Source organism: Nocardiopsis alba DSM 43377 (genome assembly GCF_000341225.1).
GTDB classification, from domain to species: domain Bacteria; phylum Actinomycetota; class Actinomycetes; order Streptosporangiales; family Streptosporangiaceae; genus Nocardiopsis; species Nocardiopsis alba.
Genome location: NZ_ANAC01000026.1, coordinates 21,942 through 42,983, shown reverse-complemented (window position 1 = coordinate 42,983; position 21,042 = coordinate 21,942). Strand labels below are relative to the sequence as shown.

The 21,042-nt window shown below is 68.9% G+C and carries 19 protein-coding genes and 1 tRNA gene; 12 read left to right on the top strand and 8 right to left on the bottom strand.

Annotated elements, in window-relative coordinates; genetic code table 11:
- The first annotated feature begins 354 nt into the window (after nt 1–354).
- Together D451_RS0123150 and D451_RS0123145 are read left to right on the top strand one after the other, a co-directional pair.
- Complete coding sequence (locus D451_RS0123150) at nt 355–1,425, top strand: DUF4037 domain-containing protein (protein ID WP_017536160.1); 1,071 nt, start codon at nt 355–357, stop codon at nt 1,423–1,425.
- A 73-nt stretch (nt 1,426–1,498) separates the two neighbouring features.
- Nucleotides 1,499–2,320 carry an oxygenase MpaB family protein gene (locus D451_RS0123145; protein WP_017536159.1) on the top strand — a complete coding sequence of 274 codons (822 nt, stop codon included), beginning with the start codon at nt 1,499–1,501 and terminating at the stop codon, nt 2,318–2,320.
- Here D451_RS0123145 and D451_RS0123140 read toward each other — a convergent pair.
- Both D451_RS0123140 and D451_RS28360 read right to left on the bottom strand, forming a co-directional pair.
- The gene (locus D451_RS0123140; protein ID WP_017536158.1) at nt 2,317–5,277 is read right to left on the bottom strand and encodes an AfsR/SARP family transcriptional regulator; all 2,961 of its coding nucleotides are present in this window, start codon (nt 5,275–5,277) and stop codon (nt 2,317–2,319) included. The two genes, D451_RS0123145 and D451_RS0123140, sit on opposite strands and share 4 nt — an antisense overlap.
- Before the next feature lie 166 nt (nt 5,278–5,443).
- Nucleotides 5,444–5,611, bottom strand: a complete 168-nt coding sequence (locus D451_RS28360) for a hypothetical protein (RefSeq protein WP_017536157.1) — start codon at nt 5,609–5,611, stop codon at nt 5,444–5,446.
- 524 nt (nt 5,612–6,135) lie between these two features.
- Between D451_RS28360 and D451_RS0123130 the strand changes: the two genes are divergently transcribed.
- The 3 genes from D451_RS0123130 to D451_RS0123120 all read left to right on the top strand — a co-directional run bounded on the left by D451_RS0123130 (nt 6,136) and on the right by D451_RS0123120 (nt 8,322).
- Nucleotides 6,136–6,756, top strand: a complete 621-nt coding sequence (locus D451_RS0123130) for a hypothetical protein (RefSeq protein ID WP_152472987.1) — start codon at nt 6,136–6,138, stop codon at nt 6,754–6,756.
- Nucleotides 6,753–7,352 carry a hypothetical protein gene (locus tag D451_RS0123125; RefSeq protein WP_017536155.1) on the top strand — a complete coding sequence of 200 codons (600 nt, stop codon included), beginning with the start codon at nt 6,753–6,755 and terminating at the stop codon, nt 7,350–7,352. Before D451_RS0123130 ends, D451_RS0123125 begins: the two co-directional genes overlap by 4 nt.
- Before the next feature lie 433 nt (nt 7,353–7,785).
- A complete protein-coding gene (locus D451_RS0123120) occupies nt 7,786–8,322 on the top strand; it encodes a hypothetical protein (protein WP_152472985.1) in 537 nt (178 codons plus the stop codon).
- Here the strand turns inward: D451_RS0123120 and D451_RS0123115 are convergent.
- Nucleotides 8,319–9,665, bottom strand: a complete 1,347-nt coding sequence (locus tag D451_RS0123115; RefSeq protein WP_020379972.1) for a hypothetical protein — start codon at nt 9,663–9,665, stop codon at nt 8,319–8,321. The two genes, D451_RS0123120 and D451_RS0123115, sit on opposite strands and share 4 nt — an antisense overlap.
- 102 nt (nt 9,666–9,767) lie before the next feature.
- On the opposite strand from D451_RS0123115, the gene D451_RS0123110 reads away from it, so the two are divergent.
- The 3 genes from D451_RS0123110 to D451_RS0123100 all read left to right on the top strand — a co-directional run bounded on the left by D451_RS0123110 (nt 9,768) and on the right by D451_RS0123100 (nt 12,251).
- The gene (locus D451_RS0123110) at nt 9,768–10,295 is read left to right on the top strand and encodes an NUDIX hydrolase (protein WP_036568589.1); all 528 of its coding nucleotides are present in this window, start codon (nt 9,768–9,770) and stop codon (nt 10,293–10,295) included.
- A gap of 201 nt (nt 10,296–10,496) precedes the next feature.
- The gene (locus tag D451_RS0123105; RefSeq protein WP_017536151.1) at nt 10,497–10,934 is read left to right on the top strand and encodes a hypothetical protein; all 438 of its coding nucleotides are present in this window, start codon (nt 10,497–10,499) and stop codon (nt 10,932–10,934) included.
- 504 nt (nt 10,935–11,438) lie between these two features.
- Nucleotides 11,439–12,251, top strand: a complete 813-nt coding sequence (locus D451_RS0123100; protein ID WP_026125298.1) for a DUF2786 domain-containing protein — start codon at nt 11,439–11,441, stop codon at nt 12,249–12,251.
- A gap of 211 nt (nt 12,252–12,462) precedes the next feature.
- On the opposite strand, the gene dnaN is transcribed toward D451_RS0123100, so the two are convergent.
- Together dnaN and D451_RS0123090 are read right to left on the bottom strand one after the other, a co-directional pair.
- Nucleotides 12,463–13,605: a DNA polymerase III subunit beta gene (dnaN, locus tag D451_RS0123095; protein WP_017536149.1), complete on the bottom strand. Its 1,143-nt coding sequence runs from the start codon at nt 13,603–13,605 to the stop codon at nt 12,463–12,465.
- Between the two features lie 121 nt (nt 13,606–13,726).
- Nucleotides 13,727–14,185: a DUF4442 domain-containing protein gene (locus tag D451_RS0123090; RefSeq protein ID WP_026125297.1), complete on the bottom strand. Its 459-nt coding sequence runs from the start codon at nt 14,183–14,185 to the stop codon at nt 13,727–13,729.
- Nucleotides 14,186–14,300: 115 nt separating this feature from the next.
- On the opposite strand from D451_RS0123090, the gene D451_RS0123085 reads away from it, so the two are divergent.
- Nucleotides 14,301–14,389 (top strand) — tRNA-Ser (locus tag D451_RS0123085).
- Nucleotides 14,390–14,481: 92 nt separating this feature from the next.
- A complete protein-coding gene (locus D451_RS0123080; RefSeq protein WP_017536148.1) occupies nt 14,482–15,465 on the top strand; it encodes an HNH endonuclease in 984 nt (327 codons plus the stop codon).
- Nucleotides 15,466–15,522: 57 nt separating this feature from the next.
- Here the strand turns inward: D451_RS0123080 and D451_RS0123075 are convergent, their stop codons facing one another.
- From D451_RS0123075 to D451_RS27520, 3 genes are all read right to left on the bottom strand, one after another.
- Nucleotides 15,523–16,452: a universal stress protein gene (locus D451_RS0123075; protein WP_026125296.1), complete on the bottom strand. Its 930-nt coding sequence runs from the start codon at nt 16,450–16,452 to the stop codon at nt 15,523–15,525.
- Nucleotides 16,453–16,563: 111 nt separating this feature from the next.
- The gene (locus D451_RS0123070; protein ID WP_026125295.1) at nt 16,564–17,481 is read right to left on the bottom strand and encodes a universal stress protein; all 918 of its coding nucleotides are present in this window, start codon (nt 17,479–17,481) and stop codon (nt 16,564–16,566) included.
- Nucleotides 17,482–17,569: 88 nt separating this feature from the next.
- A complete protein-coding gene (locus tag D451_RS27520) occupies nt 17,570–19,225 on the bottom strand; it encodes a MinD/ParA family ATP-binding protein (protein WP_017536145.1) in 1,656 nt (551 codons plus the stop codon).
- Nucleotides 19,226–19,405: 180 nt separating this feature from the next.
- On the opposite strand from D451_RS27520, the gene D451_RS0123060 reads away from it, so the two are divergent.
- Together D451_RS0123060 and D451_RS0123055 are read left to right on the top strand one after the other, a co-directional pair.
- Nucleotides 19,406–20,380 (top strand): NAD(P)H-quinone oxidoreductase, encoded by a 975-nt coding sequence (locus D451_RS0123060; protein WP_017536144.1) that lies wholly within the window; start codon nt 19,406–19,408, stop codon nt 20,378–20,380.
- Nucleotides 20,381–20,413: 33 nt separating this feature from the next.
- Nucleotides 20,414–20,965 (top strand): bacterial proteasome activator family protein, encoded by a 552-nt coding sequence (locus D451_RS0123055; RefSeq protein WP_017536143.1) that lies wholly within the window; start codon nt 20,414–20,416, stop codon nt 20,963–20,965.
- Nucleotides 20,966–21,042: the final 77 nt, after the last annotated feature.

The window sequence follows — 21,042 nt, the reverse complement described above, 5'->3', positions numbered from 1 at the left end:
CGGTTTTCGAAGACCGTAAAAAGCGCGTCATCCCCCGTCAAGACCGCCGTTACCGAAGGCAGGCAGGCCCCTACGTACCGGTTTTCGGGACCAGGGGGCCGTCGGCGGCCACTGGTACTGGCCCCCTCGATCACGGGTGCGGCTCCGAACTGGCACGACTCACTCACCGATCGTGTCCGGTCCGGTGCGACACAAGGTGGACCAAGAGGGTCTTTCCATGACCATCGAGGCAGACCTCACCACAAGGTGATGTTTTCCTTACCCACCCCTCGGGAGCCCTCCGGGCGGAAAATCCGTGGCCCTCCTCGAGGTCTGCATGGGATAACCGACCCCGATCTCCGTGAGAGGACGCCGATGAACGATCCGACCCCGCGTTTCCTTCCCGGACTGGAGTTGTCCAGGGCTCTGTACGAAGAGGCCGTCGCCCCTCTTCTTCAAGGGATCCCGCACGCCGCCGCCCTACTGGGGCCGGGGTCGGAGGTGCCGGGGCTGGACACGGAACGTTCCACGGACCACGGTTGGGGACCTCGCCTCCAGATCTTCGTGGACCGGAACCATCGGCGGATCGACGATCTCCTGGAGCGGAGCCTGCCCGGACGGATCCGCGGATGGCCCACGCGCTTCCTGCCCGACCCCGACGACCCCGGGAACCGGATGCTCACCGACTCCCCCGAAGGGCGTCATGGGGTGGACGTCGTCGACCCGAGGACCTGGTCGGTCGAACAGCTGGGGTTCGACCCGGGACATGGGGTCCGCACCATCGATTGGCTCGCCGTTCCGACCCAACGACTGGCCGAGGTGATCGGGGGAGCCGTCTTCCACGACGACCTCGGCGAGATCACCCGGATCCGCCACGCCCTGGAGTGGTACCCCGACGACCTGTGGCGCTATGTTCTGGCCTGCCAATGGCGGCGGATCGCCCAGGAGGAGGCGTTCGTGGGCCGTTGCGCCGAGGTCGGGGACGGGCTCGGCGAACGGATCGTCACGGCCCGCCTGGTCCGTGACCTGATGCGGCTCTGTCTGCTCCTGGAACGCCGGTACCCGCCCTACTCCAAGTGGCTCGGGACGGTGTTCGCCTCCCTCGACGCGGCGGTCGAGGTGGGACCGGTACTCGAAAGGGCCCTGACCTCGGCCCGCCCCGCGACCGAACTCGCCGAGGCCTACCGGAAGGTGGCGGAACTCCAGAACCGCACCGGTCTGGCCGACCCCCTCTCCCCCGAACCACGCCCCTTCCACTCTCGCCCCTATCCGGTCCTGGACGCCGGGCGGTTCACCGAGGCGCTTCTGGCACGGATCGAGGACCCCGCGCTGCGCGACGGCGTCCCGGTGGGCGCGGTCGACCAGTACATCGACGGCACCGACGCCCTCGCACGCCTCGGTCCGCTGCGCGACCTCGCCGGGCGGTTCCTGGAGGAAGAGGGATGAAACGCGCCTTATCCCCCGCCAGGGAAAGGCGTGCCACCTGCGGGGAGGTGGGGCGCTGCCGTACGATTCGAACATGGACCCGTCCGATGAATCCATGCTGCGTCGGACCGGTGGGGAGGCCGGCATCCTCGCCGGCGCCGGTTACGCGGTCCTGCTCCAGATCGCCCACCCCGACGTGGCCCGCGGTGTGGCCGACCACAGCGACTTCGCGTCCCGCCCTCTCGACCGACTGCGCGGCACGCTCTACTACGTCTACGGCGTCTCCCTCGGCACCGAGGAGGAGCGCGCCCGGGTCGGGGCGATCGTGCGGGCCCTGCACCGGAAGGTGCGCGGTCCCGGTTACGACGCGCTCGACCCCGAACTGCTGCTGTGGGTGGCCGCGACCCTCTACCACTCGGGCGCCCGGTTGTACGAACTGGTGCTCGGCGAACGGTCCGAACAGGAGCGTGAGCTTCTGTTGAGGGAGTCCGCCCGGTACGGGACCTCGTTGGGACTGCCGGAGGAGCACTGGCCCGCCTCCCTGGAGGAGTTCGAGGAGTACTGGGAACGGGCCTGCGCGCGCCTGGAGGTCGGCCCCGAGGCCCGGGCCCTGGCCCGTGATCTGTTCCGGCCGAACAACCGCCTGCTGTGGCCGCTCACCGCGGCCCAGCGTTTCATCAGCGGCGGCCTGCTCCCCCCGGATCTTCGAGAGGCCTTCGGCATCCCCTGGTCACCGGCCCACCAGCGAAGATTCGATCGCCTGTTCCGGATGGTCGGAGCGGTGTATCCGAGGCTCCCACGAGGGGTGAGGACACTGCCGTCGACGTTGTACCTGAGGTCGATGCGTCGAGGCGGCGGCTGGAAGAAGCGCCGTCGTGGATCAGGCTCGGCCGGAAGAAGGGCCCGGGTCTCCTAGAAGGCGGGCGCGACGTCGGGGCCGGGTTCCGCGTCCAGGGTCTGAAGCCGCCGACGGGCCGCCTCCGCCTCCGGCAGGTCGAGGTCCTCGAAGATCCGTACCGACTCCGCGAGCAGGTCGCGCGCGCGTCCCGGGTCGACGAACGGCCCCGGGATCCCTCCGAGCGCGAGCGAGGCACGGGCCTCGATGTACCGCTCTCCGCGTTCGACCGCGAGCTCCAGGGCCCGATCGAGTCCTTCGCGGGCCTCCTCATAGCGGGCGGCCTCGACCTGGGTGACCCCCAGATCGGTGAGGATCTCGGCGTCCCCACTCCGGTCGCCGGACGTCTCCGCCAACGCGAGGGCCCTGCCGTGCTCCCGGACGGCCTCGTCGAACCGCCCCGCCGCGCGGTGGGCGATCCCCCTGGAGTTGTGCACGTAGATCCTGTTCCCCACCAGCTGTAGGTGGGAGGAGAGTTCCATGGCCTCGTCCAACTCCTGAAAGGCCGAGTCCATGTTCCCCAGGCACGTGTGCGCCTCTCCCATGACCCGTTTGGCCCGGGCCCGGATCTCCCCCTCCTGCTCTCCCTGGGAGATCAGGATCGCCCGTTCCGCGCTCGCCAGGGCCTCCTTGTACTCACCGAGGGACTGTTGGAGAACGGCCAGGTTGCCCCACTGGAGGGCCTCGACCTTGGGGTTGCGGAGCTCCTCGGCGTAACGGAGCACCTCCTTGATCGCCGCGGCGGAGTCGGCGAACCGTCCCATGCGCTCATAGACCATGCCCAGGTTCGCGAGGGCGCGGATCACGCCTCGACCGTCCCCGAGCCCCTCGAGGATCGTCCTGGCCTCGCCGAGCAGTCTCAGGGACTCTTCGAAACGCCCGGAGATGTAGTAGGCGATCCCCAGTCCGATCAGGGTGACGGCGCGCCCTCGCCGGTTCCCCTGACGTTCGCTGATCTGTAGGACCCGCTCATGGGAGGTGACCAGCAGCCCCATCTGACCGCGCACCGCGTAGAAGCGCCACACGGCGTCGGCCAGACGCCAGGCCTCCTCTCCGTGGTCGCGCGAGGCGAAGTACTCGATGGCGTCGGCCAGATTCTCCTGGTGGAGGGAGAACCAGTCCTCGGCCTCCCGCCGACTGGACAACTCCACCCGGTAGCGGGAGAACGACACCTCGGACCTCTCCTGGACCCGGGGCCCCAGGAGTTCCGCCGCGCGCTGCGCGGTCTCCAGGTAGAAACCGGAGAGCCGCACCTTGATCCGGTCGGCCTCCTCGTGTCCGAACTCCGCCAGGGCCCGGTCGAGGGCGAAGGCCCTTATGAGGTCGTGCGCCCGGTACACGTCCTCTTGGGGTTCCTCCAGGAGGCACACCCCGACGAGCTCTTGGAGGGTGTCGTCGGCGTCCTCGACCGACGTATCGAAGAGCGCCGCGGCGCCGGAGAGGTCGATGACGTTCCCGACCATCAGCCCCAGAAGGAGGAAGGCCCTCCGCTGGGTCGGGTTGAGGCTCTGGAAGGAGAGGTCGATGGCGACCTCGACGCTCTGGCCTTCGACCGCCAGCTCCCGGAACGTCCGGTTCTGTTCCACCAACCGTCTGATGACGTGTGCGAACGTCCATTTCGGCCGACCCGCCATACGACCGGCGATCACCCTCAACGCCAGCGGGAGGCCGCCGCAGAAGCGGGCCACCTCGCGGGCCCCCTCCAACTCGGAGTCGACGCGCGCGTCTCCGAGGATCAGTCGCAGCAGCTCCAGAGACGAGTCGTCGTCGAACATCCCCAAGGACAGGAACCGCGCCCCGCTCAGTCCGACGAGTTCGTTCCGTGTCGTGATGAGCGTCAGGGTCCCGGAAGAGGAGGGGAGCAGCGGGCTGACCTGGGCATGGCTGAAGGCGTTGTCCAGGATGAGCAGCACCCTGCGCCCGCGCAACGTGGCCCGCCACAGCGCCGAACGTTCGGCCAGGGACTCGGGAACGGCCTCCGGCTCGATCCCGACCGCGCGCAGTAGGGAGCCGAGGGCCGAGGCCGGATCCAGTGGTTCCTTGTTCGAGGTATAGCCGTAGAGGTCGATGAAGATCTGACCGTCCGGATACCGGTCCGCTATCTCATAGCCGAAATGCACGGCGGTCGTGGTCTTGCCCGCCCCGCCGCTATCGGTGATGACGCAGATCTTGGCCCGACCGTCGTCGCCGAGTGAGAAGTCCTCCAGGTTCTTCAGGGCCTCGCCTCGGCCGGTGAAGTCGGGAAGATCCCGTGGCAGATCGTTGCGGATCCTGAAATCCGGTACCGATTCCTCCACTGGATCGACGTCCCCTTGGGGGGATACGTCCTCATGAAGGATGCGGGAGTGGAGGGAGAGGAGTTCGTGTCCGGGGTCGACGCCCAGCTCATCGGCCAGACGTCGCCGGAAGTCCTCGTACACGGAGAGGGCCTTGGCCCTACCGCTCGCTTTCCACAGGGCGGTGATGAGGAACTCGTGCAGACGCTCACTGAAGGGTTCCTCGCTACTCAGCGAGGTCAACCTGGCCACGACGTCGGAGTGGCGCTCCAGCTCCAGTGCGTGGGAGGCCCAGGAGATGACCGCCGACCATCGCTCCTCGCGTATGGGGCGGACCACCGAATCGTCCAGATAATCGGAACCGACACCGGAAAAAGGAATTCCACGCCAGCATTTCAAAGCGAGGTCGAGGAATTCGATGGCCTCCGCGGAATCCGCGCGGGCCGCTTCGTCTCTGAGTCTGCGAAAACGATGGAGGTCGACCGATTCGGGGTCCACCTCCAGGACGTACCCGCCACTGGTCGTCGCGATCCGCCCCGGGAGCAGTCGGCGCAGGTGGGAAACCTGCACCTGGATGACCGAACGGGCGGTGCGGGGCGGGTCCTCGTTCCAGAGGTAACCGGTGAGCTGGTCTATGGTGACCTCGCGCCCCACGTGGACCAGAAGCGCGCCCAGGACACAACGCTGGCGTGGTCCGCCCACGGAAACGGGTTTTCCGTCTGACCATACGGCGATAGGGCCGAGCACACCGAATTCCACAAGCAGCAACCCTAGCAAGGTCGCACTCGCGAAAGAAGATAAGCCCGACGGCCCCGAGTACGCCTCCCATTGTCGTACTCGGGGTGACCGTCGGGCCACGGACGAGGAACTACTTCTCCTCGGCGGGCTCCCGCTCCTCGGGGCCGTCCTCGGTCTCGTCCGGAAGCCTGCGCTCGGGGTCCGGCTCTCGGAGCGGGCCCATCTTGGCCTCGGGGGTCAGGGCCACATCGGCGACGATCGCTTCGAAGCGTTCGTCCATCGTCAGCATCTTCGGCACGCGAACTCCTCTTCTCACAGCGCTCGTGTAGAGCCGCAAAGTGGCCCTACGTCGTCTACGAAGCATCATGGGATCACCGCTCCCCGGCGGGACGGTCATCCGTGGCGCCCCCTCCAGGTACGCCACGGATGACTGGTGTCCGAAACTCCGACGAGTCGACCGTGTTCCCGCGAGCCGTCCTCTCGCGGGCATCGGCCTCGTCGAACAGGTTTCACACTAGAGAGACTCTCTTCCATCGCGCTTTCAAAGCGCTTTCAATGGTGAGGGGGTCCGCAGGGGGCTCTTCACGCGCCGGCGACGGGCGCCGTTCACGGCGCTTCCGCTCTCGAATCGAATTATGCACAACGGGTGACGTTCTAAACACGCCCCCCCTGAAGAGAGGGATCGAAATCGGGGGCCGGGTTCGCCGCCGAGGACGTCCCCATCCATCCGAACACCCTCTGACCTGCGCTTTCACCGCCCACCCTGTTCATCGTCATCGTCCCGAGATCGCCTTTGGCGCTTTGGCCCTAGAATTGCGGCTCGTGGTCCACCATGTCCGTGCCGCCGATATCGCACGGCGGTCCTTCCTCCCCGTCGATCCCCTCGCCCGCTTCGCACTGGTCTCCGTAGTCGGTGCGGCCGGAGCGATCGTCACCCTGATCGTGGCCGCCTTCGGCGGTCTGGACAGGGCCGACTCACAGACCTCCCCCGAGCCCCCGGGGACCGAACTGGAGAACGAACTGTTCGCCGTCACCCCTTACGAGGCGTGGGTGGAGACCGGTGACGACGGCGCCCGCCTCCAGGTCCGGGCGGACATCGAACTGCGCGCGTCCGACGTCTCGGTCCCGATGTTCGAGGTCGGCAGCGGGCTCGTCCTGCTCCTGGGCCCCTCCGGCACCTCGACCGACCGGCCCGACGTCTCCTTCGAACGCATGCCGGAGAGCCTCGTGGCCTCCCTTCAGCCTCATATGGCCGAGGAGAACGCGGTGCTGTCCTGGGAGATGCCCGAGGACATCACCGCCTCCGACCTGGGCGAGGTCGACCTCGCCGTCCACGGGATGCAGGAACTGGGAACGCGCGACGGTCTCGGGTCCTTCTGGATCTCCTCCGACGATGTGGCGGGCACCGTCACGCTCCCACTGAACGAGAGAGGACGCTCATGAGCCGCAGCCTGACGGCCGGCCTCCTGTGCGTGCTCCTGGTCGTCGGCATCGCCGTCCTTCAGCACTTCACGCTGGACAAGAAGAGCCTGTTCGCCCCGGTCACCACCACCGGCTCCGTCGGAGAGCCCGTCGTCACCGACGACTTCTCCCTGGAGGTCGTGGACCTGGAGGTCGGATCGGCTCTGGAGGCCACCGACATCCTGGGAGACCCGATCGGCCCGGTCGAGGCCAATGGTGTCTGGGTCCTCGTCCGTGCGCGGATCACCGCCGCCCACACCACCATGACCAACTTCCCGGCCGAACTGCGGATGAAGGACGGCACCACCTACGACGTGCCCGGCTGGTTCTCCGACTCCCTGGACCGGGCGACCCTCTCCCCCGGCCTCCCACAGGAGGGCGCGTTCCTGTTCGAAGTCCCCCTCGACCGGATCGACGAGCCCGCGCTGGTCGTCACCCACGCACCGGACTTCAACCGGTATCTGGGTGCTCAGGCGTCCGTGGCGCTGGACCCGGTGGAACCCCGCCCTCTCGACGACCCCCTGGTCCTCCTCCCTCCCGAGGTCCGTACCGGGAAGGACAACGATGCATCCGAATGATCCTCGCCGTCGGGACCCCTTCCGCCCGGGTCGAGAGGTCTTCCCTCCCCCTCCGGCCCAGGGGCCGCCTCCATCACAGCGGTGGCCCGGGGACCGCCCTCCGGCCGGACCCGCACCCATGGGCGGGCGTCCGGCCGCGCCCGATCCTCGAACACCTCCCGTACCCCGAGGGCCTCGCGGCCGTCACGGTGGCGGCCCGGGACCCACTCCTCCTCCACCCGGGGCCCCGGGGCCGTACGGGCCGCCGTCAGGGCCGGGGTGGGACCGGACGAGGCCGGACCCGCGCCGGGCTCCTCTCGGGCACGGACACCGCTCCCACCGACGCCCCGAGAGCGCGCCCCGGCCCCGCTCCGGCCGACCGCGTCGTGGACTGCCGCTGTGGAAACGGCTGCACCTGCCCTACGTCGCCGCCCTCCTGGTGCTCTTCCCCGTCATGGTCGGCTGGCCGTACCTGAGCGAGCTCGACGAGGCCCGCGAGAACGGCCGTGTCCGTCCCGAGGCCCGGCTCGTGGAGGGGGAGGACACCGCCTCCCTGGTCGGTAGCGAGTGGCTGGCGGCCGTCTACGTGGTCGGCGTCCTGGGAGGGCAGCCCCCGCCCCCCGAAGGCGTGGAGCTGGTCGACATCGGCTTCCGGGTCACCCCCCGGGACGACGAGGCCGGCGAACTGCTGGGCGCCTACTGCCGGTTCCGCGCCCTGGACGGCGAGGGTCGATCCTGGGAGCCCACTCTCGAATACGGCGACCGAGGTCTGTCCCGAGACCCCGGGAACACGTCCGGTGGTTGCACCGACGGCTCGATGCGGCCGGTCCGAGGCGGCACGGAACAGACCTTCCTGGTGTCCTACCTGGTCCCCGAGGAGGTGGCGGAGGAGCTCCGGTTCGAGGTGAGCGTCACCACCACCGGAGACTCGACCCGGCCGGCCCCGGAGGCCCTGGTCTTCGACATCGAGCCCATGGACACCACTTCCTAGTGGGCGCCTCGACCGGGGCCCGTCCCTCTTCGGACCGGGCCTCGGGCCTCGGGCGTGGGCACGGCGTGCCCGGCGACCCTCCACAGGTGCCGTCCCACACTGGTCTCCTCCGCCTTGCGCAGGGCGATCTCGAAGGTCGCCGCCAACAGGCAGAGCCGGAGCAGCATGTGCAGAGCGGTCATCACGAAGTCGACCGGTTGGGTCCAGAGCCACACCTCGTTCGGTTCCCCCGTCCGTTCCAGGAGCACGAGGGCCCCCCGGTGCAGCCTGCTGAACACCAGGTCCAGAAGGACGAAGTAGAGGCAGAAGGTCAGGTAGAACACCGGACCGGCCCCGAGCACGAACCGTACGGCGTTGAGGCAGGGCGTGAACTTGTCACGGAAGTCGGAGTCGGCGTGCTTACCGAAGATCCGGCTCAACCTCGCGGTGCGGTTGACCGCGGCCCCGAACCGGCCACCGCCCCGGCGCTCCTCGAAGAGCGCGTCGTGATCGTCGATCTGGGCCCGGTACACGACGGCGGTGATGGTCAGCCACAGCATCGGCCCGATGAACCCCTCCTTGACCGTGGCCCAGAGCGCGGCGAAGGCCGCGGAGACCCCGAGGGACAGGTTCGGAACGTCGATGAGGTCGCCGAAGCCGTCGATGCCCCGGGTGATCGAGAGCTCCACCGACACCCAGAGGACCCGGCTGCCGATCCAATCGTTCCAGAGCCCTATGAGGACACCGATGGAGAACACGACCATGAACATCCACACGCCCTCGAAGAGAGCGGTGAGGATGCCCAGGACCGGGTTGCGCCCCGTCTTGTAGAAGTGCCCGCACACCCGTCGCAGCAGCCATGCCGAGCACGCCACCAGTAGGGGCATGCCGAACCAGGCCATCTCGGTGGGCGCGGAGAAGGCCTCGACACCGCCGGTGTTGAGCAGGTCGACACTGTAGGTGTTGTACTGCTCCTCGAAGAGCCCCCAGGCCCCGTAGAAGAGCAGGAAGGGCATGATCGCGAGGGCGACACCGTCCACGACCCGACGTTCCCGTTCCGCGAAACCTTTCCGCTTGTTACGCCGTACGATCTCCGCGTTGAGTTCGGAGTCGACGAGGGGGAGCCCGGGGCGCAGGAGTTGGAACATCACCACGAAGGTGACCAGGGTGATCAGGAGGGTCAATCCCAGACCGGACAGCGCGAGAGCGGGCTCGACGTCGTTGAACGCCACCAGACCACGCATGATCAGGGCGTGGAGCAACATTCCACCGGTGTACACGCACAACAGCGGAGCCCAGTGGCGACGTACCAGGCCGAGCGTGTAGACGGGGAGACGGGCTGCGGAAGAGGTCAAGGGGGCCATAGGTTCAAAAGATTAGTGGGGTTCGCGATCTCGAATCCCGTTGTCCACAGGTCCGCGGTGGGAGATCGTGGGCCGGAGGAGATCGCTCGATCGGAGGGCCTGATGCAGGAGGGTGACGGAAACGGTTGGGTGACGCTGCCCGACGGTTCCAAGAGGTGGGGGCTCTACGGCGCCGCCGGGCTGTTGTTGTACGCCACCGATGAGGCCGGTGGTGGGCATGTACTGCTCCAACACCGTGCTGGGTGGACCCATATGGGAGGCACCTGGGGGATCCCCGGCGGGGCGCGCAACAGGGACGAGAGTCCCCTCGAGGCCGCCGTCCGCGAGTTCCGCGAAGAGGTCGACGGAGACCTCGACGGCTACACGGTACTCGCTCGACACGAACACGACCTGTCCGTATGGCGGTACGACACCTTCCTCCTGCGTGTCCCGGCCCTGACCCCGTTCCGTGCCGGGAACTCGGAGAGCGAGGAGATCCGCTGGATCCCGTTGGAGACGACCGAGTCCCTTCCCCTCCTCCCGGCGTTCCGTTCCGCCTGGCCGGAACTGCGCGCCGACCTGGGCGCGTCCCCCCGGGACGAAGGGGAACACGAGAACACCGGAACGGCGGGCACTTCCGGGGCCTTCTGATCGTTGTCCCCATCCGAGGCGTCTCGAAGACGGCTTTCGGCCGGGCACGTGTCGGCTTCCTCAAGGATGTCGGGTGCCAGGGCGTCGACTCCGGGGTAAGTCAGGGACAGGCCCTGATGCGCGGGAGGCCTCGACACCCCATCCTGGTGGGGAGGGTCCCGCGAAGCGCGGAGGCCACGCGATTCGACTGGAGCTGTGAACATGACGCTGGAGCGCGGTAACGCATTCACTCCCGTCGCCTCGGCGACGATGATCTGGCCGTGGGGCGCCTCGATCGTGGGCGGCTCGGTGGCGGGCGCCCTCTCCTTCCTGATGAACTTCGGGCTTGCCGGTATCCCCGGTGCGGTCACGACCGGAATCTTCTTCTTCGCGCTGATCGGCGGTATCGGCGGCGTGATGAGCAAGAAGGGCGACCGGCGAGGGCGCCGTTGGGCCGCCACCTACCCGTTCCGCTATGCGAGCGCTCCGGCGATCCTCGGCGGCGGCGCCACCGCCGTGATCTCCTACATCGGTTCCGTGATCGGCAGCTTCGCGATCTTCAGCGGTCTGTTCGGCGCGGCCTTCGCCGGTCTGGGCGTGGGCCTGATGCTGTGGCTCATCATCGGCGTCGTCGCGGCCGTGGTCGGCGACAAGAACTAGGTCGTGCTTTTTGGATCATTCCTCCCGCGCCGTCACCCACCACCACCCTCAACGGTCGCGCTGACGCGCGCGGTGCTTCACACGGGGCCTGGCTTCCTCTCGCGGCGCCGCCCATTCGAAGCAAACACTGATGAGGACAGCCGAACCCGGGCGGGCCCCCGCTGTGCGATCCTGCGTAGCAGGGCACAGTAGGGGCACCTTCGCTCGTCGTCCGGCGAGAGATCGCCCGGCGACCGCTCGCCGAGGATCGGCTCCGCCGATGCCAGGCGAAAGCATCCAAAAAACACTCCCTAGCCCCCGTCCTCCCCTTTCGGCGGCCTGGAGACCAGGGCCGCCGCGAGCGGGAGAGGCGGGCACGGACGGGCGCCGAGGCGATCCACCGGGCTCCGTGATGGTGGTGGGGAACAAGAGGGCTTAGGCTCGTTGTTTCCGCCCGGGGACGGGACCACGACACTCACCTAGGGGAGACGACCGGCGCCGATGACTGAAGCTGCCCGTCAGAAGATGGTCGAGCGGGTCCGCGGGCTCCTTCGCATGGCGGAGGACCCCGCGGTCACCGATGCCGAGAGCCAGGCGTTCACCGCCAAGGCCGCCGAGCTCATGACCCGCCACGCGATCGCCGAGGCCGAGGCCCGCGTCGAGCGGGGCGAGGAGCCGGACGCGATCAGCCGCATGGACTACACCGTCTCCGGAGTGGGCGGCCACGGCAAGGCCCGCGTGAAGGCCCTGGCCGACATCGCGGCCGCCTACGGCTGCCAGTCCGCGGTCCGAGGCAACTCCTCCGAGAACACGGACCGCACCATCATCCTGGTGGGCACGACCAACGCGCTGGAAGCGCTGCGAATGCTCATGCCGTCGATCTCCATGCAGATGGAGGCGTCTGCGAGGTTCATGAGCTCGACGCACGTCTCCGATATCAGGGAACTGCGCAACTACACGCGTTCCGAGTTGGAGACCGAGCGCAAGCGTTACTACCGTTCCTTCGTTCGCGCCTACGGGCAGGCGGTGGCCGAGCGCATTCGCGAGTTCCGCGCCCGCCTCCAGGAAACGGTCTCGCCCGAAACCGGCGCCGGAGGGGTGACCGACGGTGATGGCGAGAACTCGAAGCGCGGGGCCGAACTGGTGCTCCGAGACGACCTGCACCGGGTCAACGAGGAGTTCCACAAGCAGTTCCCGCAGTTGCGCAAACACCGCCCCGAACGCACTCACAGCGCCGCCGGATACCGGGCCGGATACCGGCGGGGGCGTCAGGCGGAGTTGGGTCTGGAGACCCCTGTGACCAGTGGCGGGACGTCCACTCTGGCCGAGGGCGAATAGACCCTCACCCCGAGTTATCCACAGGCTGTGCACAGATTGGCGGAGAGTTCGATTCTCCCTTGTCAAAGGGGAAATACGAGCCCTTTCCCGGGGTGACCCGCCTCTTCGAACAGGGTGATCACCCGGAGTTGTCCACAGCCTCGGAGGGCAGCCTGTGGATAACTTGTGCACAACGGTGGACGGAGCCCTTCGAAAGTCAAGAAGACGCAGGTCACACGGCACGCAGAGGCTGCACGAGATAGCGGAAGACCGGCTTCTCCCCCTCCTTCTCAGGAACGTCGGTGAACACGGCCGGTTTCGTGGGTCGCGTGAAGTTCAGGTGGGCGGTGGCGCTCTCCACCCCGGCCAGCCCGTCGATGAGGTAGTCGGGGCGGAAGGACAGCCTGATCGGGTCCCCCTCGAAGGACACCGGAATGGCCTCCATCGCCTGGGCGTCCTCCCCGGAACCGGCCTCCAGAACGACTTCACCCTCCGTGAAAGCAAGCCGGAGAGGGGTGTTTCGGTCCGCCACCAAAGCGACGCGTTTGACCGCCTCCACCAATGACGTGACGGGCACTTCCGCCCGTGAGGAGAACTCGGTGGGGAACCAGGTCTCGTACTTGACGAAGTCGCTGTCGATCAGCCGGGTGGTGGTACGACGGTCGCCATTGGCGAACCCGATCATCCCCTCACCCGGAGAAAGCCCCCCGCCCTCGGCCGCCTCTGCCGGAGAAAGAGCGATGTCCACGTGGGAACGGCCGATCAGACCCTTCACCGTGTTCGCCAAGGTACGGGCGGGAACCAGCGCGGACGTGTCGATTCCCGGGTCCAGGGGCCGCCACCGGAGTTCGCGCACCGCGATCCGGTAACGGTCGGTGGCCGCCACCTTGAGGGTGTCACCGGTGAGGTCCAGATAGGCGCCGGTGAGCATCGGCAGGGTGTCGTCCCTGCTCGCGGCCGGGGTCACCTGACGCACCGCGGCTCCGAACGCGTCCGAGGCCACCGAACCGACCGCGTCGGGCATCCCGGGCAGCTCCGGGTAGTCCTCCAAAGGCATGGTGATGAGCGTGAACCTCGCGGCCCCGCCCTCGATCCGCACCTTGGGGCCGTCGGTCTCGATACGCACCGAGCCGGAGGGGAGGTTGGTGACGATCTCGGCCAGCAGGCGTCCGGGCACCAGGACGGCGCCGCCCTCCTCGGACAGGACCTCGACCGAGGACCGCGTGGAGACCTCGTAGTCGAACCCGGACAGGCGCAGGGCGGAACCGTCCTCGGACAGCTCCATGCGCATCCCGGCGAGCACGGGTACCGCGTGCCTGGCCGGGAGGGCCCGAGCAGTCCATGTGACCGCCTCGGCGAACGCGTCACGATCCACTCGTAGTCTCACCGCGCGACCTCCTCTTCGGCTGATGCCTTTCGAGGTCAACGTACCCAGGGGTAACGACAATCGGCGGGACACGGTCGGACCCCGCAGGAGGGGTCCGACCGGAGCGCTCCTACTTCTTGTTCGGCCGCAGGGTCCACAGGACCGTCATGCGGCCGGTGACGGTGCCGTCGTCGGTACGCAGCTCGATGTCGACGGGGAACTCGGGACGCCGGCCCTCGTCGAGTTCGGCGACGACCTCTTCACGGGGGCGTCCGAGGACGGCCTCGGCGGTGACGTCGCCCATGGCCAGTTTGAGGTAGCGGATCTCGGCACTGACCGCGAGCGGGACCGCGCGGTTCAGCTGGTCTCCGAAGGTGCCGATGACGATGGCGCCGGAGGCGGACTCCGCCAAGGTGAACATGGCGCCCGCGTGGGGACCGCCGACGTGGTTGTGGTGGGCCGCGTCATCGGGCAGCCGCATGACGGCGCGACCGTGGTCCAGGTCGGTGAAGGTGACCCCGAGGGTGCGCGCGAAGGGAACCGAGTCGAGGAACCCGGTCTTGACCATTTCCGCCGTCGCGGCGTCCATTTTCTCCATGCCACACATGTTACTCACGAGTAACCACAATGCGCCACCCCTGACACCCCGATGCCCCCGACGCACCCGTGGGCTACCATGTCTGGCGGAGAGTCACTCTCCCCCAGGAGGGTTCGCATAGCGGCCGAGTGCAGTGCTCTTGAAAAGCACCAAGTCCTTGACGGGGCTTCGTGGGTTCAAATCCCACACCCTCCGCGCCCGAAGGGCCGTTCGTCACCGACGAACGGCCCTTCTTCGTTACCCCGGGGAGGGGAGACGCTGTCACCCCTCGTCTCTAGGCTGACGGCATGGGTCCGGCAGACATCACCGCGGACGCGGTCCTCAAGGCGATCGCCGAGTACGACGCACTCGGCCGGGAGGCCTTCCTCGACACCTACGGGTTCAGGCTCACCTCCTCCTACGCCCTCGCGCACGACGACAGAACCTACGACCCCAAGGCCGTCTTCCATGCGGCCCACAAGTACGCCACGGGGCGACTCCCCTACGATTCCGAACTCCCGGGTGGGAGAGCCGACATCGAGAAACGGCTCCGCGAACTCGGGTTCGAGGTCCGCTCGACCCCGAGCATCCCCTGGGCCTGGGACGAGTTGATCCTGGCGTGCGACCTTCTGGTCGAGCATGGATGGAAGACCCTGGACACCACCCGCTCCGAGGTGATCGCGCTCTCCGAGCTGCTCCAGCGTCTCCCCCTCCATCCCCGAGAGAAAAGACCGGTGGGCTTCCGCTCCCCGAACAGTGTCAGGCTCAAGACCGACAACATCCTCAACGAGCACCCCGATCGGGACACGAAGAAGACCAACGGCAGCGCCCGCGACGCCGAGATCATGTGGGCCTTCCTCGACGAGCCCCGACGCATGAGGAACGCCGCGGAGAACATCCGCCGCGGTGTGCGCTCCGGGGAGTTGGCAGGGCTCCCTGCCTTCGAGGAGGAGGCGGACGAGGACATCAGCGCCCCCGAGGGGCGTCTGCTCATCCGTAAGCACTACGCCCGAGAGCGCGACCGCGGCCTCCGGAAGAAGAAGATCGACCGGACCCGCGCCGAGGGCCGGCCCATCGCCTGCGAGGCCTGCGGCTTCGACTTCGGTGCCACCTATGGCCCCCGCGGCAAGGACTACATCGAGGTCCACCATGTGGTCCCGCTCCACCACATCGGAGAGAGCGTCACCCGTCTCGAGGACCTCGCGTTGTTGTGCGCCAACTGCCATCGGATGATCCACGTGTCCCGGCCCTGGCTGACCGTCGACGAGCTGCGGGCACTCCTGGATCGATAGAGGGACCTCGGGCCGGGCGACGTGCCCCGGGGGGGCTTCTCACGCCCCCGGGGAGGGTCAGTCCTCGTCGGCGTGTTTGGGCATCACGACGACCGGGACCTTGGCGTGGTGGAGCACGCCCTGGCTGACGGAGCCCATGAGCAGCCCCCGGACCGTGCCACGGCCTCGGGAGCCCACCACGATGACGTCGGCCTCCGCGGCGGCCTCCAAGAGGGCGTCGACCGGGTTGGACTGGGTGCGCACGATGGTGACCTCGATCCCGAGGTCGCCCGGGCGCTCGGCCATCACGTCGTCCAGCAGTTCGGCGACGAGCTTCTCGGACTGCCTCTCGAAGATCTCGTCCTGCGACTTGTACCCCGCGGCGGTCATCGCGACCGGGTCATAGGGGAAGGGCACCTCCCAGCTGTTGACCACGATGAGCTCCCCTCCGCTCTCCGCGGCCACGTCCACCGCGAGCCCGAGGGCGCGGTGGGAGGGCTTGGACCCGTCGACCCCGACCACCACACGGTCGAGTCCGGTCCTGGTGGCGTGCCCCTCCTCGTCGGCGGGCACCACGACCACGGGGCACGGTGCCTGGGCGGAGACGCGGACGCTGACGGAGCCCACGAACATGGACGCGAACGCGCCCAACCCCCTGGTGCCCACGACGATGAGGTCGTGCGGGTGACTCTGCCGGAGCAGGGCCAGCGGCGCCTCCTCCAAGGCCGTCACCAACTCGACGACGACGGAGGGGCGAAGCTCGTTGACGTACCTCTCGGCCGAGTTCAGGACCGCGTCGGCCTGACCCGACATCTCCTCGGTCGGCTGGAAGCGGGCCGGGCCACCGTAGGCCGAGACGATCACCGGCATCCCGAGGGCGTGGACGATGAGAAGCGGGACCCGACGACGGGCGGCCTCCACCGCCGCCCATTCCAGGGCCGCGCGCGACTGATCGGAACCATCGATACCCACGACCACCTTGGCGGTTCGCTGCGGTTCTGTTGCCATTGTTCCCCCTAGGTTCCCCTTGGCGCCGACCACCATCATCACCGAGTAGACCGGATCCGCCCCGTAGCGGCACAGGGCGGAAGGTCCCTGGTGGGAAGGGTCGTCCGCCGTTCAGTCCGTCTCCTCCGCGCGCGGCGGCAGAACGGCCACCGGGACCGTCGCCCGGCGCAGTACCCCCTGGCTGGTCGACCCCATCACCAGTCCGCTCACCCCGCCCCGGCCCCGGGATCCGACGACGATCATGTCCGCCCCCTCTCCTGCTTCGAGCAGGGACTCCACCGGGTCGGCCTGGATCCGAACGGCGGAGATGTCGAGCCCCTCGGTCCGATCGTCGATCACCTCGGCCAGCACACCGGCGACGACCTCCTCCGACTGGCGGTCGAACATCTCCTCGTGCAGAGAGTGGGTGTCGGCGGCGAGCGACTCCGGGTCCTGGGGCAACGGCACCTCCCAACTGTTGACCACCACCACGGCGGCGTCGGTGACCAGGGCATGGTCCAGGGCGAAGCGCAGGGCCCGACGCGAGGAGGCCGAGCCGTCGACCCCGACCACGATCCGACCCCCGCGCCGCCGCTCCGACACCTCGGGGACCACGATCACCGGACAGGGCGCGTGGGTGGAGGTGCGCAGGCCGACCGAGCCGAGCATGATCGCCCGGACCGCGCCGAGCCCGCGCGAGCCGACGACGATCATGTCCCGGTGCCCGGCCTCGTCGAGCAGGACCGCCGGGGCGTCCTCCATGGCCAGGAGGGTGGAGACGTTCAGGTCCGGGTGGACCCGTCGGGCCTCCTCCGCCGCGGCCGCCAAGAGCGCGTGTCCGCCCTCCCGGGCCTGTTCCCCGGCCTGGTGGCGTTCGGTTCCGGATCCGGCGAGGGTCCCCATCACGGCGGACATGCCCAGGCCGTGCACGATCCGTAGTCGTTCGTCCCGTTCGACGGCGGCCTCGATCGCCCACGCCTGGGCCGCCTGCGCGGCCGACGTGCCGTCCACCCCCACGATGACCGTCGGCGGGCGCTCCTGTCCGCTCATGTCCACCCCTTCCCCTCCTCTCCCATTGTCGTCATCGGGGAGCGATAAACCAGTGTCGAGGGAAACACGCGCCGAGGGTCGTTCGAGGTCAGCCCCGATGGGCGAAGGCCTCCCCCACGTTCGCTGCCAGTTGCAGGTAGGCGTCCCTGGTGGCCGGTGCCAGGCGCTCAAGGTCCACCTCGGCCCCCTCTTCCAGGTGTCCGTCCCAGGGGACCCGGACGACGGCCCGGCAGCGTCCGGCGAAATGGTCCTGGAGCCGATCGAGGTCGACGCTGCTCTTGTTGTCGGTCCGCACCATGGACAGCACCACGACGGCGCTCGCGACGAGGGCCCCGTGGCCGTGGGCCTCCAGCCAGTCGAGTGTCGCGCTGGCGCTGCGCGCGCCGTCCACGGAGGCCGAACTCACCAGCACCACCTGGTCGGCGAGTCCGAGCACCCCCCGCATCGCGGAGTGCAGCAGACCGGTGCCGCAGTCGGTGAGGCAGATCGAGTAGAAGTGCTCGACGAGTCGCGCGACCTCGCGGTAGTCCTGGTCGCTGAACGCCTCCGAGACGGCCGGGTCCCGGTCGGAGGCCAGGATCTCCAACCGACTGGGCGACTGGGAGGTGAAGCCGCGGATGTCGGCGTAGCGCGCGACCAGGTGACGTTCGTTGAGCAGGTCGCGAATGGTGGCGGCGGTCTCCAGCCGTACCTTGTCCGAGAGGGTGCCCCGGTCGGGGTTGGCGTCCACGGCCAGGACCCGGTCCCCGCGCAGGGAGGCGAGGGTGGCGCCGAGCGCGACCGTGGTGGTGGTCTTGCCGACCCCGCCCTTGAGGCTGAGCACGGCCACACGGTGATGGCCCGAGGCGACGGGTGTGCAGGCGCGGGCGACGAGTTCGCGTTCGCGCAGCACCTTGGGGGACTCTCCCGGGTTGATCAGGCCGAGGCTGGCCGTGTGCACGGCCTTGCGCCATCCTCCGCTGGGCCCTTGTCTACGGTTGCGGACCAGGGTGGCCGCGTCGAGGGCGTCGGAGGTCACCCCGGCCTCGGGGTCGGGCCCGGGGTAGGGCGGAGGGGCCGGGGGATCGCGGCGTACAGGGGCGGTGCCTTGGGAACGCGGACCGGTCGGTTCGGGCCACGCCGGGGGCCGGAACGGTTCCGGTTCGACGCGATCGCTCGGGGCGGGGCGCGGTTCGTGCGCGACCGGCGCGGACGCGCCGTTCTCCGGCCCCCATGGTCCGCTCGGGGGTTCGGCGCGTTCGGCTTCGAGAGGCGGAAGCTGTTCGGGTTCGGGGACGTCGGAGTCCGCGCGCGTTCGTCGTGGGCCGAGCGGGTCCCGTGGCGCGGCACCGGGTCGGGTGGGCCTGACGGGGAGTTTCGGTGGATCCTCGCGCCAGGGTCCGGCCGGCCGTTCCTTGCGCGCGCCACCGGGCATGAGCCGGATCGTGCCGCCTCCGGCCTCTCCGAGACCGTCGAAGGGGGTCTCCTCGTCCTCCGCCCTCTGTGGGGCGGGGGCGTCGAAGGCGGTGCCGGGGAGCGGTGGCGGGGTCTCCTCGGGCGACCTGGCGTAGGGAGGAGGCGGTGGGGCGGTGCCCTCGAAGCCTCCGAACCACTGTTCCCTGGGTGTGGGCGCGGGCGCCCCCGGGGCGGCCTCGCCGGTCTCCTCACCGAGGTCGTCCGGGACGTCCGGGGAACTCCGGACCGAATCGGTGCGGTCGGGCGTCTCCGATTCGGTGCCTGACCCGTCGTGTTCGTGTTGTGCCACCGGGGTTCTCCTGCGTCAAGGGGGCTTGCTGGGGAGGTGGGCCCTCCCTGGGGGAGGTGTCGGGACGGCCCTCGGGGGTTCTCTTACCCGTGTCGGGGCGGCGAAGCATCCTTCCCGGCCCCCGGAACCGGTCCGGACCCCGCGACGTGATCCTCCCCGATCCTGGGTACTGTCAGCCCCATGCACGCGATCCGAATCATCGAACCGGGCGGACCCGAGGTCCTGGCCTGGTCAGAGGTCCCCGATCCCGTTCCCGGAGAGGGTGAGGTCCTGGTGGACGTGGCGGCCACGGCGGTCAACCGTGCCGACGTGTCCCAGCGTCAGGGGAACTATCCCCCACCGCCCGGGGCCTCCGAGTATCCGGGGCTGGAATGCTCGGGGACCATCGTAGGGTCGGGCCCCGGGGTCGAGACGACCGGCTGGGCCGTCGGCGACAGGGTCTGCGCCCTGTTGACGGGGGGCGGCTACGCGGAGCGGGTGGCCGTTCCGGTCGGCCAGCTCCTTCCGATCCCGAAGGGTATGGACCCGGTCGAGGCCGCCGCGCTTCCCGAGGTCGCCTGCACCGTGTGGTCCAACCTGGTGATGGCCGGCCGGCTGCGTGCCGGGGAGACCATCCTGATCCACGGTGGCGGTAGCGGCATCGGAACCTTCGCGATCCAGTTCGCGCGCGCTCTGGGGGCCCGGGTGGCGGTCACCGCCGGTAGCGCGGAGAAGCTGGAGCGCTGCCGTGAGCTGGGCGCCGAGATCACCATCGACTACCGGAACGAATCCTTCTCCGAACGCATGCGGGCCGAGGGCGGCGCCGATCTCGTCCTCGACATCATGGGCGGGTCGTACCTCGGGGCGAATCTTCGATCGCTGACCACGGGCGGCCGTCTGGTGATCATCGGGTTGATGGGCGGCCGTACCGCCGAACTCGATCTGGGCCGCATGCTGGTCAAACGGCTCTCGGTCCAGGCGACCACCCTGCGTTCCCGCCCCGCGGCGGAGAAGGCCACGATCGTCTCGGGAGTACTGGAGCAGGTCTGGCCGTTGGTAGAAAAAGGAGACATCCGCCCCGTCGTCGACCGCGCACTGCCCTTGGAGGACGCGGCGGAGGCACATCGTGTCATGGAATCGAGCGCGCACACCGGCAAGATCCTTCTCACCCGCTGACAGCGTGCCGAACACAGCAGAGCTAGGGGATCGATGAGCAACGCAGACGACCAGAAGGAACCCCGGGTCCTGGTGATGGACTCTGATTCGGGGCACGGGGACGAGGACGGCGAGGGCACGGCCGAGCCGCGCTCGCTCGCCGACATGGTGGAGCAGCCCGCCAAGGTGATGCGGATCGGCAGCATGATCCGCCAGCTCCTCGACGAGGTGAAGGCCGCCCCTCTCGACGAGGCCAGCCGCGCCCGCCTGAAGGAGATCCACACCTCCTCGATCAAGGAGCTGGAGGACGGTCTGGCCCCCGAGCTCATCGAGGAGCTCGAACGGCTCACCCTGCCGTTCGCCGAGGGGTCGGCGCCCAGTGACGCCGAACTACGGATCGCCCAGGCCCAGCTGGTGGGCTGGCTGGAGGGCCTCTTCCACGGCATCCAGACCACGCTGTTCGCCCAGCAGATGGCGGCCCGGGCCCAGCTGGAGAACATGCGCAAGGCGCTTCCGCCCGGCGTCGCCGGGTTGCAGGCCCAACAGGAGCCCGAGGGCGAGGACGGTCGGGGGCGCCCCCACATGGGGTCGGGCCCCTACCTGTAGTCCTTCACCGCGCACCTGAACGAGAGCGGGGCCCGACCCGTCCGGTCGGACCCCGCTCTCGTGTCTCGGACGGCTCA